The 14018-nt window shown below is 64.7% G+C and carries 19 protein-coding genes; 14 read left to right on the plus strand and 5 right to left on the minus strand.

The annotated features are described in order from the left end of the window. Positions 1–22 precede the first annotated feature (22 nt). Both HU760_RS11550 and HU760_RS11555 read right to left on the minus strand, forming a co-directional pair. Positions 23–439: a short chain dehydrogenase gene (locus HU760_RS11550; protein WP_186674425.1), complete on the minus strand. Its 417-nt coding sequence runs from the start codon at positions 437–439 to the stop codon at positions 23–25. After that, entirely contained in the window at positions 436–1656 is a 1221-nt protein-coding gene (locus HU760_RS11555; protein WP_186674424.1) for a zinc-dependent alcohol dehydrogenase, read from the minus strand. The genes HU760_RS11550 and HU760_RS11555 overlap by 4 nt, the downstream gene beginning before the upstream one ends. 165 nt (positions 1657–1821) lie before the next feature. Between HU760_RS11555 and HU760_RS24555 the strand changes: the two genes are divergently transcribed. From HU760_RS24555 to HU760_RS11570, 4 genes are all read left to right on the plus strand, one after another. Next, positions 1822–1956, plus strand: coding sequence for a hypothetical protein (locus tag HU760_RS24555; protein ID WP_264081708.1), 135 nt, complete (start codon positions 1822–1824; stop codon positions 1954–1956). A 175-nt stretch (positions 1957–2131) separates the two neighbouring features. Next, on the plus strand, positions 2132–2731 hold the full coding sequence (locus HU760_RS11560; RefSeq protein WP_186674423.1) for a hypothetical protein: 600 nt from the start codon (positions 2132–2134) through the stop codon (positions 2729–2731). Then, positions 2731–3159 carry a phage holin family protein gene (locus HU760_RS11565; protein WP_186674422.1) on the plus strand — a complete coding sequence of 143 codons (429 nt, stop codon included), beginning with the start codon at positions 2731–2733 and terminating at the stop codon, positions 3157–3159. Before HU760_RS11560 ends, HU760_RS11565 begins: the two co-directional genes overlap by 1 nt. Further along, positions 3156–3962, plus strand: coding sequence for a DUF3618 domain-containing protein (locus HU760_RS11570; RefSeq protein WP_186674421.1), 807 nt, complete (start codon positions 3156–3158; stop codon positions 3960–3962). The genes HU760_RS11565 and HU760_RS11570 overlap by 4 nt, the downstream gene beginning before the upstream one ends. Before the next feature lie 59 nt (positions 3963–4021). On the opposite strand, the gene HU760_RS11575 is transcribed toward HU760_RS11570, so the two are convergent. Together HU760_RS11575 and HU760_RS11580 are read right to left on the minus strand one after the other, a co-directional pair. Continuing rightward, the gene (locus tag HU760_RS11575; RefSeq protein ID WP_186674420.1) at positions 4022–4432 is read right to left on the minus strand and encodes a response regulator; all 411 of its coding nucleotides are present in this window, start codon (positions 4430–4432) and stop codon (positions 4022–4024) included. 202 nt (positions 4433–4634) lie between these two features. After that, positions 4635–5330 (minus strand): type 1 glutamine amidotransferase domain-containing protein, encoded by a 696-nt coding sequence (locus tag HU760_RS11580; RefSeq protein ID WP_186674419.1) that lies wholly within the window; start codon positions 5328–5330, stop codon positions 4635–4637. Positions 5331–5480: 150 nt separating this feature from the next. Here HU760_RS11580 and HU760_RS11585 point away from each other — a divergent pair, with 150 nt between their 5' ends. The 10 genes from HU760_RS11585 to HU760_RS11630 all read left to right on the plus strand — a co-directional run bounded on the left by HU760_RS11585 (position 5481) and on the right by HU760_RS11630 (position 13554). After that, positions 5481–5639: a hypothetical protein gene (locus tag HU760_RS11585; protein WP_186674418.1), complete on the plus strand. Its 159-nt coding sequence runs from the start codon at positions 5481–5483 to the stop codon at positions 5637–5639. Positions 5640–5653: 14 nt separating this feature from the next. Continuing rightward, positions 5654–6439 carry a DUF2238 domain-containing protein gene (locus HU760_RS11590; RefSeq protein ID WP_225932810.1) on the plus strand — a complete coding sequence of 262 codons (786 nt, stop codon included), beginning with the start codon at positions 5654–5656 and terminating at the stop codon, positions 6437–6439. 93 nt (positions 6440–6532) lie between these two features. Continuing rightward, on the plus strand, positions 6533–7057 hold the full coding sequence (locus tag HU760_RS11595; protein WP_186674417.1) for an RNA polymerase sigma factor: 525 nt from the start codon (positions 6533–6535) through the stop codon (positions 7055–7057). Further along, positions 7054–7884, plus strand: coding sequence for a FecR family protein (locus HU760_RS11600; RefSeq protein WP_186674416.1), 831 nt, complete (start codon positions 7054–7056; stop codon positions 7882–7884). The genes HU760_RS11595 and HU760_RS11600 overlap by 4 nt, the downstream gene beginning before the upstream one ends. A 75-nt stretch (positions 7885–7959) precedes the next feature. Further along, entirely contained in the window at positions 7960–10398 is a 2439-nt protein-coding gene (locus HU760_RS11605) for a TonB-dependent receptor (RefSeq protein ID WP_186674415.1), read from the plus strand. Positions 10399–10513: 115 nt separating this feature from the next. Next, positions 10514–11035, plus strand: a complete 522-nt coding sequence (locus tag HU760_RS11610; RefSeq protein WP_437179796.1) for a chalcone isomerase family protein — start codon at positions 10514–10516, stop codon at positions 11033–11035. A 2-nt stretch (positions 11036–11037) separates the two neighbouring features. Then, entirely contained in the window at positions 11038–11574 is a 537-nt protein-coding gene (locus tag HU760_RS11615; RefSeq protein ID WP_186674413.1) for a DUF3833 domain-containing protein, read from the plus strand. Then, positions 11571–11876, plus strand: a complete 306-nt coding sequence (locus HU760_RS11620) for a DUF6482 family protein (protein WP_186674412.1) — start codon at positions 11571–11573, stop codon at positions 11874–11876. The genes HU760_RS11615 and HU760_RS11620 overlap by 4 nt, the downstream gene beginning before the upstream one ends. Further along, complete coding sequence (locus tag HU760_RS11625; RefSeq protein ID WP_186674411.1) at positions 11870–13411, plus strand: cryptochrome/photolyase family protein; 1542 nt, start codon at positions 11870–11872, stop codon at positions 13409–13411. The genes HU760_RS11620 and HU760_RS11625 overlap by 7 nt, the downstream gene beginning before the upstream one ends. Then, the gene (locus tag HU760_RS11630) at positions 13408–13554 is read left to right on the plus strand and encodes a DUF2256 domain-containing protein (protein WP_186674410.1); all 147 of its coding nucleotides are present in this window, start codon (positions 13408–13410) and stop codon (positions 13552–13554) included. Before HU760_RS11625 ends, HU760_RS11630 begins: the two co-directional genes overlap by 4 nt. Here the strand turns inward: HU760_RS11630 and HU760_RS11635 are convergent. Continuing rightward, positions 13528–14016 (minus strand): DUF2878 domain-containing protein, encoded by a 489-nt coding sequence (locus tag HU760_RS11635; protein WP_186674409.1) that lies wholly within the window; start codon positions 14014–14016, stop codon positions 13528–13530. The genes HU760_RS11630 and HU760_RS11635 overlap by 27 nt on opposite strands. Positions 14017–14018: the final 2 nt, after the last annotated feature.

The following is a 14018-nucleotide window of genomic DNA, read 5'->3' on the forward strand; positions in this document are numbered from 1 at the left end:
TTGCGCGACCCCCTGTGCGGGCTTACCGTCGTGCGCGATGCAGTGCTGCCAGGCAACAGCCACCCAACAGCAGCATGGCTGCAACCGCCAGCACGCCAGGTTTGTCGTGCCGCTTGGGGCGCCCGCCTGGTTGCCTGGGCAGGGCTTCCCCGGCTGCCCAGGCATCGATGGGTGTCAGCGCCAGACGCGTGCCGTCGACCAAAGTCAGGGTCAGGTCCTTGATGTCGCCGGCCGCCCGCCCCGGGAACACCGGTTCGCCGGTGGCATCGAGTGCGTCGTAGATGAACCGCTGCCCTTCGAGCCAGCCGACCGCGGTCAGCAGCTCGGGCCCCAGGTAATACCTGCCGTCGAGGAAGAACCCGGGAAACTGATGCACCCGCTCCAGGCTTTCCACGCTGTAGCGCTCGCCCGGCCGCATGCCGGTTGCCGGATCGATCATGGCTGGCCCCCCCCGACTGCGTGGTCTGGCCCCAAGGTGCCGGCGGCAGCGCCCGGCACGAGGATGACCTTGCGGCAGTCGTCCTGCTTCTGGTCGAACATCCGGTAGCCCATGGCTGCTTCTTCCAGGGCCAGGCGATGGGTGACGATCAGTTCCGGCTCCAGCCGCCCGGCCTCGATATGTTCGAGCAGTTCGGGCAAGAACTTCTGCACATGGGTCTGGCCCATCTTGAAGGTCAGGCCCTTGTCGAAGGCATCGCCAAACATGAAGGCATGGATGAACCCGGCATACACCCCGGGCACACTGACCACACCGCCCCGGCGCACCGCGGCGATGCTCTGGCGCAGCGCCTTGCCACTGCTGCCCTCGATCTTCAGCGTGGTCAGCAGCGTTTCGGTGGTGCTGCCCTTGGCCTCGAAGCCGACCGCATCGATGACCGCATCCACGCCGCGCATGCCTGGGGTCAGACGGATGATGCTGTCGGCCGGGTCGTCATCCTGCTCGAAGTTGATCGGCACCACGCCGTAGGCCTCGCGGGCGAATGCCAGGCGGTAGTCGTTGTCATCGACCATGAAGATCGTCTGCGCACCAAGCATGCGTGCGCAGGCCGCGCTCAGCAGGCCGACCGGCCCGGCGCCATAGATGGCCACGGTCGAGCCTTGGCCGACCTGGGCATTGGTCACGGCCTGCCAGGCCGTGGGCAGGATGTCCGAGAGGAACAGTACCTTGTCGTCGGGCAGGGCGGTGGGCACCTTGAACGGGCCGACGTTGGCCTTGGGCACCCGCACGAAATCGGCCTGGCCACCGGGCACGCCGCCATACAGGTGGCTGTAGCCGAACAACGCTGCACCCGGCGGGATGCTCTTCTTGTTGAGGATCGCACCCCGGCCGGTGTTGGTGGTTTCGCAAGCGGCGAACTGCTCGAGCTGGCAGAAGAAGCAACTGCCACAGGCGATCACGAAAGGGATCACCACGCGGTCGCCGACCTGCAGGTTGGTGACGCCGCGGCCAGTCTCCTCGACCACGCCCATGAACTCGTGGCCGAAGATATCGCCAGGTTCGGTCTGCGGAATCTTGCCGTGGTAGAGGTGCAGGTCGGAGCCGCAGATGGCGGTGGCCGTGACCCGCAGGATGATGTCGTCCTGGTCCTGAATGGCCGGGTCAGGCACAGTGTCGACCCTGACGTCCTGGGCCCCGTGGTATGTCAATGCTCTCATGGGTTCAGCTCCTGCAGTGGCGGATGAGGTAACGCTCTATGCAGGGGAAGCCAGGGGCAGAGGGAAAGTTCAGGTGGAATCGTTCAGTGGCAGTCCGCTGCCTCGGTGAGCTCGCTGTGCGCCTGGGCAGACAACGGGCGGCAGGGCGCGCGGGGCCTGCCTCGAATGAACCTTGACCCCTCGCCCGGGCTCGACTGGCAAACAGGGGGGAGGGCGGCCAACATGAATGCGCTTACCGGGCAGATAAGCATCGAGCAGCGCCGGCTCAAGGCCATTGCCGGTGCCGATTACCATGGCTGATGAAACCCTTGCACCAAATGCACGGCCCGTGGGTTGTCGGTGCGCGGTTCATTGGCCCGCTGGGTAAATGTCACAGATCATCACGACTGAACTCGGCGAGGCGTGGCTACGTCCCTCGAATGGATGCCTGCAGAAATCCGGCATTTTTCCAACAATCCGCTTCGAGGACGCAATGATGGAAAAGACCGATCAAAGCTCGACCTCTCCGCCCAACCGCAACCCGGACCACGTGCATGCCATTGGTGAAGAAGCCGGGGCCTTGCTGGGGGAGGCCAGGCAGAAAGGTGGTGAGCAGCTGGAGCATTACCGCGACAGTGCGGCCGATCAGCTCGACTCCCTCCAGGAAGGCGCACGTTCGGCCGCAGCGGCCCTGGAAGGCAATGACAGCCTTGGCCTGTCGCGGTACCTGACCCAGGCGGCGGAGTGCATGGGCGAGTTTGCCGAGCAGGTGCGCCACCAAAGCGCCGAAAGCCTGTTGCAACGCGGCACGCAACTGGCGCGCAGCAATCCGGCCTTGTTCCTGGCCGGCAGCGTGGCCGTCGGTTTTGCCATTTCGCGCTTCATGCGCGCCAGCGACACCCATGCGGACACACCCTCCGCTACAGCAGCGCATGGCTTCACCGCGCCACGCGCCACGCAGCCAGTGATACCCGACCGAGGCAGTGACGTATCCACCCGTGAACCCTACACCCCGGTCGACCCGATCGGGCCCGGTGCCGGCACGTCGGTCAGTGGCAGCCCATTCGAACGCGATCCGCTCAAAGGAGGCGAATGATGAACAAAGATCCTTTGCACACTACCCCAGGGTTGCACACTCCGGTTGATGACCCGGTCGGCGTCGGTGGCCTGTTGCGTCAGCTGATGCGTGAGGTACCGGAGCTGTTCACCAAGGAACTGGCCCTGGCCAAGGCCGAACTGCAGCACAACCTGGCCACCCTGAAGGCCGGCACAGCAGCCGTGGCGGCCGGGGCAATCGTGGTCCTGGCGGGCTTCATCATGCTGTTGCTGGCGGCGGTCTACGCGTTGGCCCTGGTGCTCCAGCCCTGGCTGGCGGCGCTGATCGTGGGCGCGGTCACGGTGGTGATCGGCTTCATCATGCTGCAGTCGGGCAAGAAACAGTTCGAGCCTGGCCACCTGGCCCCTGACCGTACCTTGCATGCCATGCAACAGGACAAGGACACGCTGACGAGGAAACTGCCATGACTACTTCCTTCGAACATGAGGCGCACAAGGACCCGGAGCAGCTCGAACAGGAAATCAATGCCAAACGCGAGCATATCAGTGACCTGGTGGATGCCCTGGAACAGCGGCTGAGCCCGGGCCAGATGGTCGACCGGGTACTGGCTTACGCCAAGGGCAACGGCGGTGAGTTCTTCACCAACCTGGGCACCACCCTCAAGAACAACCCGGTGCCTGCCACCTTGACCGTGCTGGGCCTGGCGTGGCTCGGGCTCAACCAGAACCGCCCGTTCAATCCGGGGCCTGCGCACCACGGGCCGGGGCTGGGCGACAAGCTCGGCGAGGCGGTGGATAGCGTGAAGGGCGCCTTCGCATCGGCAGGCGAGGCGATGCACGATGCCAGCCAGAAAGTGCGCATGAAAGCGCATGACATGCGTGATCGGGCCAGTGACCTGAGCAGCGGTGCGCGGGATTCGATGGGCGCCTCTGCAGATACCCTGCGCAGTTCCGCACACAAGGTTGGTGACCAGGCAACCGCACTCAAGGGCCAGTTCGACCACCTGCTGCAAGAACAGCCGCTGGTGTTGGCTGCGCTGGGCATTGCGCTGGGTGCTGCGTTAGGAGCGGCGTTACCGGGTACCCGCAAGGAAGACCAGCTCATGGGTGCCAGCAGCGACCGCCTGAGCGACACGCTCAAGGCCAAAGGCAGCGAGGTGAAGGCGGCGGTTGCGCAGTCGCTCGAACAAGGGGCCGACAAACCGCCGGCCCGGCCGGGGCGCGGCGCTGACGGCTCCGACCTGTCATCAGGGTTGGGCTTCAACCCCTGATCCTGCGGCCCCTGCAGCACCAGCCCCTTCGGCCTGCGCTGAAGGGGCCGCTGCCGGGGTCAGGCCGCAGGTCTGACGCTCGGCGGTTTGACCTTCCCCAACTGGTCGCCAATAACCGCGAGCAACTGGTCAAGCGCCCAGGGCTTGGGCAGAAATACCGCACCTGGCGGTAGCGTGGTGCTGGCCGCATCGTGGTAACCACTCATGACAATGATCCGGGTCGCCGGTTGGCGGTCATGAAGTTCCTGCGCAAGCGCCAGCCCGTTCAACGGGCCGGGCGTTCTGACGTCGGTCAGCAGCAGTGAAAATGCCTGCCGTAGCGAGAGCCGCCGGCCCTCTTCGGCGGTACCCACCGGGAAGACCGTGGCGCCCAGGTCTTCCAGGGCGCAGGTCAGCAGTTCACGCAGGATCGGCTCGTCCTCCACCAGCAGGATGGTTGGGTGAACAGCGGATGACTCGTAGGTGTTCATGGCAATACTCAAACATCGCGCACGGGTGGAAAGAAGGGACCTCCGGGTCAGCTTGCGACGATCAATCAATGCAGGCGGTGGCAGTGCGCTATCACTGCGACAGCGGCTGTTTGCCAAAAATTCCTTTTTGCTGACAGGTTTTGTGCAGTGATGCAGACCGGGCAGCGCAACACGTTGGCGTTGCCCGGAGTTACCGGCCAGGTCAGGCGCCGGGTTGCTGACCCAGGCGCTTGAGCAGTGCCCTGGCCACCGCTTCGGATGACGCGGGGTTCTGGCCGGTGATCAAATGGCCGTCCTCGACCACGTGGCTGGCCCAGTCGGCAGCCTTGGAATATTCACCACCGTGGGCCTTGAGCATGTCCTCCACCAGAAACGGCACCACCTCGCTCAGCCCCACCGCCTGTTCTTCGCTGTTGGCGAAGCCGGTCACTCGCTTGCCCTTGACCACCGGGTGCCCGTCGGGTGCCTTCACCTCCTTCAGCACGGCGGGTGCATGACACACAGCGGCAATCGGCTTGTTAGCGGCATAGAACGCTTCGAGCAGGGTCCGCGAATCTGCGTCCTCGGCCAGGTCCCATAATGGCCCGTGCCCGCCGGGGTAGAACACCGCATCGAAGTGGTAGGGGTCGATTTCCCCGAGTGGTACGGTGTCGGCCAGGGCCATTTGCCCTTCGGTGTCGTGGGCGAAGCGCCGGGTTGCCTCGGTCTGGGCGTCAGCCTCGTCGCTCTTCGGGTCCAGTGGCGGCTGGCCGCCCTTGGGCGAGGCGAGCGTGACATCGGCACCGGCGTCGATGAACACGTAGTAGGGCGCGGCGAATTCCTCCAGCCAGAAGCCGGTTTTCTTGCCGGTGTCGCCCAGTTGGTCGTGAGAGGTCAGGACCATCAGAATGTTCTTCATGCAAGCATGTCCTCCGAAGGTGAATGGGCAGTGCGCGACTCGCCCTGCATTACTCTGGGAGGGTTGCGCGCAGCAAAGCGTTCCATGACGTTGCAGGAACCGCAGCGTCGATGGCGTTGCCGAATGTAAAGGTGACTTGGAGGATTCCTCATGCAGCCAGAAACCGAAGGGCTTGAAGAGCAAGGGCCGGGCAAGGCCCCGTTCATCAACGACCCCCTCAAGCCCGCGTCACCCCCACTGAACGATGCGGATGCCACGGACGCAGCCCAAGCCGAGCAGGATATCCCGGACGATGACGAGCCGCTTTGAACAGGAGCAGTGCGATGGACACTTATCATGTCCGCCGCCGACCCGAGGCGCTCCAAGGGCTGACCCGGTCACGGCTCGCCGGTGATCGGCACGACACGGTCATCTGTGCCCGGCCCGAGCGCAAAGCCATGAACGAGAAGCTGAGGCTGCCTGCCAGTTGCGCCCCGTCGGCCACGCCCCGCCAGAGCGCAGCCCTGCTGGCAGTGGCCACGGTGATGGTCCTTGCCTCCGGGGTGGCGCCATTGGACCGGGCAGACTGGCTGGTGGAAAACGTCTTGCCGGTAGGGTTGCTGCTGAGCCTGGCACTGACCTGTCGGCGCTGGCGCTTTTCCCCAGCGGCCTATCTGGCCATCGTCGTGCTACTGGCGATTCACGAACTGGGCGCGCATTTCACCTATGCCAAGGTGCCCTACGATGACTGGCTGGAAGCGCTCACCGGCCACTCGCTGAATACCGCCATGGGCTGGCAGCGCAATCAGTTCGATCGGCTGGTGCATCTGAGCTACGGCCTGCTGTTCGTCTGGCCGATCAAGGAGCTGCTGCAACGAAAGGCCGGCCTGAACGGCGCCTGGCTTGCGCTGGGCACCGTGTCGATGGTGCTGGCGACGTCGGCACTGTATGAACTGTTCGAATGGGTGGGCGGCCAGTACCTGGGCGACGACCGGGCGCGAGCGTTCCTGGCGACCCAGAAAGACCCCTGGGACGCACAGAAGGACATGGCCCTGGCGTTGTCCGGCGCTGTGGTGTGTTTGTTGATCCAGCAATTGGCGGCGTTCAATAGACCAGGGCCGGCGGCCTAGGCGTGCGCGAGCGAAGAGGGTGTTTATTCGCGATTATTTCTCATTTACACTTGGCGCCTCTCTTCGCAGCCTAGCGCTCTTGCAGGATCTATCGTGTCGTTCGAGCCCGCCAAACCGACGCTGTTGTCTACCTTGGTACGTCACTACGACGAGCTGGTGGACCACATTCGCCGACGCTTCGGCGACCGAGGCATGGCTCGCGACGTTGTGCATGACGTGTGCGTGCAGTTGCTCGAACGCGGCGAAAAGGACGACGTTCGGGCACCACTGGCGTTGCTGCGCAAGATCTCCAACGACACCGCCATCAGCCGCTATCGCAGCGATCGTCGTCGGGGCGCCTGGGTGCAGGCGTTCGCCGAGCTGCCGGAGGTGGTCTGCCCGGCACCGACGCCCGGAGGCAGGTATGATGCCGAGCGCGAGTTCCAACTGCTGGTCAACGCTATCGCCAGCCTCCCGCCCCGCTGCCAGGCCGTTTTCATCATGCACAAGATCCACCAGATGCCCCAGGCCGAGGTCGCCGCACACCTGGGGCTTTCCATCAAGACCGTGGAAAAGCACCTGCGCCTCGGGGTGGCGACATGCAAGGAGCGGCTTGGCCGTGACGGGGTGTGCGCATGAGCCACACGCCGGAACAGTTGCCACTGGACGAGGCGCTGGAGCGGCATCGTGACCAGCTCCGCCAGCTGTTCCCCGTCCCGCCGCCCAGGCCCGCACGCACGAAAGTGGCCAAGTCGGCGGCTATTGCGCTGGTGGTTGCATGCGCCTTTGTAGCCCTGGCCTGGCTGAACCCCGTGTACAAGACCGAGCGTTTCGCTACCGCCATTGGTGAACAACGCGCTGTGTTGCTGGGCGACGGCAGCAGACTGCTGCTCGACAGCGGTTCCCGCGTCGATGTTCGCTGGCGCCTGCGCAGTCGCGAAGCCGGCCTGCACGCCGGGCAGGTCCTGTTCGATGTGTCCTCGGCCGTGTACCGCCCGTTCGTGGTGTCGGCAGGGCTGACGAAAGTCGAGGTGCTAGGCACGCTGTTCAATGTGCGCCGCCTGGATGACGACAACGTGCGCGTGACACTGGCGCGCGGGCGCGTGCAGGTCGCCGCTGCGGCGCAAACGCCTGTCAGCCTCATGCCAGGGCAACAGGTTGATGCGATTGGCGGGCGACTGCTGCCGGTGACCAACGCTGACGCCGCCAGGGCGATGGCCTGGAAGGAAGGGCGCATCGTGTTCGAGCAGACGCCGCTGGGTGAAGCAGTGTCGGTGTTGCGCCACTATCGTAAGGCAGCCATTCGCCTGGACGACCCGAGCCTGGCCGCGCTCAAGCTGAGCGGGGTGTTCGACGCGCACAATGTCGACCGGCTGCTGGCGCTGCTACCGAGCATCCTGCCGGTTTCGGTGCAGCAGGAAGGCGATGGCAGCGTGCAGATCCGGCGCAAACCAGTACGAAAATAATTCTCAGGCGCAGGTAGGGTTGCTCGATGTCCGTGGCGGCTACAAGAAAAGCCTACCCACAAAGGATCTCGAGAAGTGCATTTTCCGCTCCGCAATCGTCAACTCCGCCTGTCACTACTGGCCAGTAGCTTGCTCATCGCAATGTCGGCCGAAGGCCGTGAACGGGTGAACGTGGACCTGCCTGCTGCCCCGCTGGGTGAGGCCATCAACGCCCTGGCGCAGCAGTCTTCGGTACAGATCCTGTTCGCCAGTGATCTTGCTGCAGGTCGCCAGACCCCTGCGGTGAAGGGCCGCTTCACCATCGAGGAAGCACTTCGGACACTGCTCAAGGACAGCGGCCTGCAAGTCGAGGCCAGGGATGAACGCACCTTTGTCGTCGTCCCACAGGGTTCACCCACTGCCATGCCGACAGCCCGGACTGCGCCCGTGGAAATGGCGCAGATGGAAATCACCGCTTCGCGTACCAGCAGCAGCCTGGTTTCCGCGACGCGGCAGTCCACCGTTATCGAGCATGAGCAACTGCAGGAGCTGCGCCAGGGCTCGGAGAGCCTGGCCACGGTACTGGCCAAGGCGGTGCCGGGCATGTCCGACTCCAGCCGCACCGTCACCGAGTACGGGCAGACCTTGCGCGGGCGCAGCCTGTTGGTCATGGTCGACGGCGTGCCGCTCAATACCAACCGCGACTCGTCGCGCAACCTGGCCAACATCGACCCGGCACTGATCGAACGGGTCGAAGTCATCCGTGGCAGCAGCGCCATCTATGGCAGCGGCGCCACGGGGGGCATCATTTCCATCACCACACGGCCTGCCGGTGGCGACAACCGGGCTGAAACCAGCCTCAGCGCCACCTCGCCGTTGACCCGCCTGGGCAGCGATGGCCTGGGTGGGCAGTTCCAGCAGTACGTTGCCGGCTCGCAGGGCGCGGTGGACTATGCCTTCGACTTCGGTACCCGCCATATCGGTGCTTCATACGACGCGCACGGCGACCGCATCGCCCCGGAGCCCAGCCAGGGCGACCTGTTCGACTCGAACATCTACAACGTTGGCGGCAAGCTGGGGCTGCACCTCGACGACAACCAGCGTATCCAGCTCGCGGCCAGCCACTACGAGGCACGCCAGGATAGCGACCATGCCACCGACCCCAGTGTCGCCAGGTACCCGGCAGGTTCGCTGCCGGCCAACGCGATCAAGGGCCTGGACCTGGACGAGCAGAACCATATCCGCAACACCCTGCTGAACCTGGAGTACGAGCACCTCGACATCCTCGGCAGCAAGCTCTCTGCCCAGCTGTACTACCGGGACTACTTCACCCGCTTCACGCCCTTCGATGCCCGCGCCGTCGCCACCCGTGGCGGCAATGTCGACCAGATCATGCAGAACAGCGAAGTGTTCGGCAGCCGCCTGACCTTGCGCACACCGCTTGGCGACAGCGGCAACACCGAGCTGGTGTGGGGCGGCGACTACAACCAGGAACGCAGCGACATGCCGATCGATGTGTTCGACCCGGCGGCTTACGATGCCAGCGGCGGCCTGGTCTTCGACAAGATCGGCGGGCTGACCTACATGCCACCACTCAAGACCCGTAGCGCCGGAGCGTTCGCCCAGCTGCAGCATCGCTTTGACGAGCACTGGTCGGTGGACGGCGGCTTGCGCTACGAGTACTCCACCGCCGAATTCGATGATTTCGTGCCGTTGTCCGAATCGAGGGCGGCTTCACCCGTGGCGGTGGAGGGCGGAAAGATCCATTACGATGCACTGCTGTCGAACCTCGGCATCGTCTATTCACCGGTGCTTGGCCAGGAGCTCTACGCCTCCTTCAGCCAGGGCTTCCAACTGCCTGACGTGGGCATCCAATTGCGCAATGCACGGCGTGGCTTCGACCTTGGCGCCTCGAACCTGGAGCCTGTCAAGACCAACAACTATGAGCTCGGCTGGCGCGGCGAGCTGGGCGGCAACACACTCGGCACGTTGGCACTGTTCTACACCACCTCCAAGCTGGGCGACGTGCAGAGTTTCAACAATGGCCTGATCCTCACCCGGACCAAGGAGCGCATCTATGGAGTCGAAGCCAGTGCCGACTGGCTGTCGGACGATGCAGTGTGGGGGGCTGGGGGCAGTGCGAGCTGGATGCGCGGGCGCGAGAAGCCGGACGGCAAAGGCTGGCAGGACATGACCGGCTACCGGGTGCCGCCGCTGAAGCTGACTGCCTATGTGCAATACAAGCCGACCCTGGACTGGAGCAACCGCCTGCAAGCCACGTTCTTCGATGGCAAGGACTACAGGCTTGATGGCCTGGACAGCTTTGGCCGGCACGAGGTGAGCAGCTATACGACCGTCGACCTGATCAGCCAGTACCAGGTCTCTGCTGACGACAAGGTCAGCGTCGGCATCCAGAACCTGTTCAACCGGGACTACTACCCGCTCTACAGCCAGTTGTTGCGCAACAACAACAATACCAGCCACTTGCCAGCCCCCGGCGCGGTGGTGACCGCCAGCTATACGCACAATTGGTGACCTGCATCATTCGGCCCAGGCGGGTGGGGACCGATGGTAGTCGCCATGTATAGAAATTCGACTATATCTGTACAATAATTTTATTTTGTATAGTATTTGAGTCGAGGCGATGGCGATGCCAACCGCAGCGCGTTGGGCCGGGCTGGCTCTGTTGCTCCTGTTCGCCGGGCCGGCCCCCGCCGACTGGCGCTCGGTAGTGCCTGCTGCCCAGCTGTCCGGCAGCGGTGAATTCACCTGGTTCGGAATGCGCCTGTACAGCGCCCGGCTCTGGTCTAGCGGGCCTGTCCAGGATGGGCAGCATGCGTTCGCACTTGAACTGCGCTACCACGTGGAACTGTCCCGCGACACCTTGGTGCAAGCCAGCCTCAAGGAAATGCGCAGGCTTGGCGCTGCTCCGGAGCAACTCGATGCCTGGCGTGGTTTGCTGGAGGCGGCTTTTGTCGATGTTCGCCCAGGCCAGCGTATCACTGGCGTGTATCTGCCAGGCCTGGGCTGCCGCTTCTACGTGGATGACAGGTTGCGTCGCGAAATCGGCGATACCGCCTTCGCCAAGGCATTTTTCGCCATCTGGCTGGGCGAGGGTGCCAGGGACCAGCAATTGCGCGCCCGCCTACTGGGCCGTCAACCATGGGGGTGAACATGTACAAGGTGCTGCTGATGACCGCCTGCCTGCTGCTGGCCAGCTGCGGCAATGTCGACGTGGATCATTATGCCCGGGAAACACCGGCCTTTGACCTGGCGGCGTTCTTCTCGCGGCCGGTACAAGCCTGGGGCATGTTCCAGAAGCGTTCCGGCGAAGTGGTCAAGCGCTTTCATGTGCGCATCGACAGCCGACGCGACGGCGAGCGGCTGATCCTGGACGAGCACTTCACCTACAGCGATGGCACCCGACAGCAGCGCACCTGGACCTTGGTGCCGGACGGCCGCGGCCAGTGGAAGGGCACCGCGGGCGATGTGATCGGCGAGGCCCGCGGGCAGGTGGCGGGCAACGCCTTGCGCTGGCGCTACCGCTTGGACCTGCCGGTAGACGGCAGGCACTGGGAAGTGGAGCTGGACGACTGGATGTACCTGATGGATGAAGACACGCTGATCAACCGCTCCAGCATGAGCAAGCTGGGCGTCGAGGTTGGCCAGGTTACCTTGTTCTTTCGCCGCATGCCGGAGGTCACACCATGAACCTGCAACGCCTTACCGAACTGGCCGCCGCCGGCGCCGTCAACGAACTCGAACTGCTGTCACTGGAGGGCGGTTTCTACGTGCTGCGGGCCCTGACCGGCGCCGGCCCGGTGACCTTGAGCGATGAGCACGGGCAGGCCACGCGCCTGCGCTCTACAACCGAGGTGCGCCAACTGCTCGCCGGCTGGCCGGAGGTGCCCTGCATGCTGGTGCAACAAGTGGTGCATGACGAAATGTGCGGCCAGCGCGACGGCCCCATCGCGCCGCTGCGGGTGCCTTTGTCGCTGAGTACGCAATGGTAGCGCGATCGTCACGCCTGGGCCTGGTGCTGGGTGACCAGTTGTCGTTCGACCTGGCCAGCCTGGCAGCGCTGGACCCGGCCCGCGACACCCTGCTGATGGCCGAAGTGCAAGCCGAAGCCAGCTATGTGCCGCACCATCCGCAGAAGATCGTGCTGATTTTCAGTGCCATGCGCCACTTTGCCCAGGCCCTGCGCGAGCGGGGCTGGCGGGTGCAGTATGTCGAGCTGGAGGAGCCCGGCAATACTGGCACTATCGTCGGCGAACTGCGCCGCTGGCAGCAGGCGCTGGGCTGCGATGAGATTCACCTGACCGAGTGCGGCGAGTGGCGGCTGGAACAGGCCTTGCGGGAGGCCGAGCTGCCGCTGGTATGGCACCCGGATACGCGCTTCCTGTGCTCGCGGGGTGCTTTCGCCCGTTGGGCGCAGGGGCGCACGCAGCTGCGCATGGAGCATTTCTACCGCGGCATGCGCAAACGCTGTGGGCTGTTGCTGGCAGCCGATGGTGGCCCAGCCGGCGGAGCCTGGAACTTCGACAGCGACAACCGCAAGGCCCTGCCGCGTGGGCTGCGCGGGCCCTTCGCGCTGCAGTTTGCCGTGGATGACATCACGGCGGCGGTAATCAGCCTGGTAAGCCGGCGGTTCACTGACCACTACGGTGCGCTCGAAGGCTTTTCCTACCCCGTCACCCATGCCCAGGCCGAACAGCTGTGGCAGCACTTCCTCGATTTCGGCCTGGCGGCGTTCGGCGACTATCAGGACGCCATGGCCGAAGACCAACCGTACCTGTTTCATGCGCGTATCAGCGCCGCCCTGAACATCGGCCTGCTGGACGTGCGCCGCCTGTGCCAGGATGTGGAGCACGCCTGGCGTGATGGCCGCGTGCCGCTCAATGCCGCCGAAGGGTTCATCCGCCAGCTGATCGGCTGGCGCGAGTACGTCCACGGTATCTACTGGCTGCGCATGCCCGAATATGCCACGCTCAACCATCTGGGCAGCCAGCGGGCGCTGCCGGACTTCTACTGGACCGGGCGCACGCGCATGCGCTGCATGGCGCAAGCCATCGGCCAGACGCTGCGCCTGGGATATGCCCACCATATCCAGCGGCTGATGGTAACCGGCAACTTCGCCTTGCTCGCCGGGGTGCTGCCGGCGGCCATCTGCGAATGGTACCTGGCGGTATACCTGGATGCGTTCGACTGGGTGGAGCTGCCCAATACCCTCGGCATGGTCATGCATGCAGACGGGGGTTTTCTCGGTTCCAAACCCTACTGTGCCAGTGGCCGCTATATCCAGCGCATGTCCGATCACTGCAAGGCTTGCGCGTACGACGTCAGGCAGGTGACGGAAGAGCAGGCCTGCCCGTTCAACGCGCTGTACTGGCATTTCGTGATCCGCCATCGCCAGCAGTTGGCCGGCAACCCGCGGCTGCACCTGGTGTACCGCAGCCTGGACGGCATGCCGGCGGCGCGACGGGAAGCCGTGTGGGCACGTGGTGAACAGTTGCTGGCGCAGCTCGATGCAGGAGCAGCCCTGTGAAGAAGCAGCACCTGCCAAGCAAGCTCTGCGTGGTGTGCAACCGGCCATTCAACTGGCGCAAGCGCTGGGCGCGTTGCTGGCAGGCGGTGGTCTACTGCTCCGAGCGCTGCCGACGTTCAGCGCCACGTGGCAAGGCGCAATAGCAAGGGCAGGGCCAATGCCCAGACTGCCGCCAGCAGCGTAGCGGTCGCCAGCGTTCCCAGGGGCAGCTCGACCTGGGCCAGCCTGGCCCCGGCCACATAGGCCAGCGGGCCACCCACCGCGCCTGACAGGGCGGCAAGCCAGGTGTGCCGGCCCAGCCATGCCAGGCTATGGCGCAGGCCACAGCACAGCACGGTCCAGAGCAGCGCCAGCCACAGTGGCAGCGGCCAACGGTCGAAGCGAAACACCCCCAGCATACCCAGCAGGCTGTCGAGTACCCAGCCGACGAGGGCACAGCGCAGCACCGCATGCCACTCGCCCTGGCGGTCCCGGCAGCAGCTGAAATGCCAGGCCAGGCCGAGGGGGATCAGCCAGAGCAACCAGGGCTGATGGGCCCCGTACACACATAGCCACCAACCTGCCTGCAACCACATGACGTTGGCCAGCAGCCCGCGCCCGGTCATGC

The organism is Pseudomonas oryzicola (genome assembly GCF_014269185.2).
GTDB classification, from domain to species: Bacteria; Pseudomonadota; Gammaproteobacteria; order Pseudomonadales; family Pseudomonadaceae; genus Aquipseudomonas; species Aquipseudomonas oryzicola.

What these genes read in the sequence shown, in the direction of transcription:
- HU760_RS11580 (WP_186674419.1), bottom strand. Translation starts at nt 5,330, where the DNA reads ATGAAGAACATTCTGATGGTCCTGACCTCTCACGACCAACTGGGCGAC.
- HU760_RS11620 (WP_186674412.1), top strand. Translation starts at nt 11,571, where the DNA reads ATGAACCTGCAACGCCTTACCGAACTGGCCGCCGCCGGCGCCGTCAAC.
- HU760_RS11625 (WP_186674411.1), top strand. Translation starts at nt 11,870, where the DNA reads ATGGTAGCGCGATCGTCACGCCTGGGCCTGGTGCTGGGTGACCAGTTG.
- HU760_RS11615 (WP_186674413.1), top strand. Translation starts at nt 11,038, where the DNA reads ATGTACAAGGTGCTGCTGATGACCGCCTGCCTGCTGCTGGCCAGCTGC.
- HU760_RS11565 (WP_186674422.1), top strand. Translation starts at nt 2,731, where the DNA reads ATGAACAAAGATCCTTTGCACACTACCCCAGGGTTGCACACTCCGGTT.
- HU760_RS24555 (WP_264081708.1), top strand. Translation starts at nt 1,822, where the DNA reads ATGAACCTTGACCCCTCGCCCGGGCTCGACTGGCAAACAGGGGGGAGG.
- HU760_RS11600 (WP_186674416.1), top strand. Translation starts at nt 7,054, where the DNA reads ATGAGCCACACGCCGGAACAGTTGCCACTGGACGAGGCGCTGGAGCGG.
- HU760_RS11635 (WP_186674409.1), bottom strand. Translation starts at nt 14,016, where the DNA reads ATGACCGGGCGCGGGCTGCTGGCCAACGTCATGTGGTTGCAGGCAGGT.
- HU760_RS11575 (WP_186674420.1), bottom strand. Translation starts at nt 4,432, where the DNA reads ATGAACACCTACGAGTCATCCGCTGTTCACCCAACCATCCTGCTGGTG.
- HU760_RS11610 (WP_437179796.1), top strand. Translation starts at nt 10,514, where the DNA reads ATGCCAACCGCAGCGCGTTGGGCCGGGCTGGCTCTGTTGCTCCTGTTC.
- HU760_RS11560 (WP_186674423.1), top strand. Translation starts at nt 2,132, where the DNA reads ATGGAAAAGACCGATCAAAGCTCGACCTCTCCGCCCAACCGCAACCCG.
- HU760_RS11555 (WP_186674424.1), bottom strand. Translation starts at nt 1,656, where the DNA reads ATGAGAGCATTGACATACCACGGGGCCCAGGACGTCAGGGTCGACACT.
- HU760_RS11590 (WP_225932810.1), top strand. Translation starts at nt 5,654, where the DNA reads ATGGACACTTATCATGTCCGCCGCCGACCCGAGGCGCTCCAAGGGCTG.
- HU760_RS11550 (WP_186674425.1), bottom strand. Translation starts at nt 439, where the DNA reads ATGATCGATCCGGCAACCGGCATGCGGCCGGGCGAGCGCTACAGCGTG.
- HU760_RS11570 (WP_186674421.1), top strand. Translation starts at nt 3,156, where the DNA reads ATGACTACTTCCTTCGAACATGAGGCGCACAAGGACCCGGAGCAGCTC.
- HU760_RS11585 (WP_186674418.1), top strand. Translation starts at nt 5,481, where the DNA reads ATGCAGCCAGAAACCGAAGGGCTTGAAGAGCAAGGGCCGGGCAAGGCC.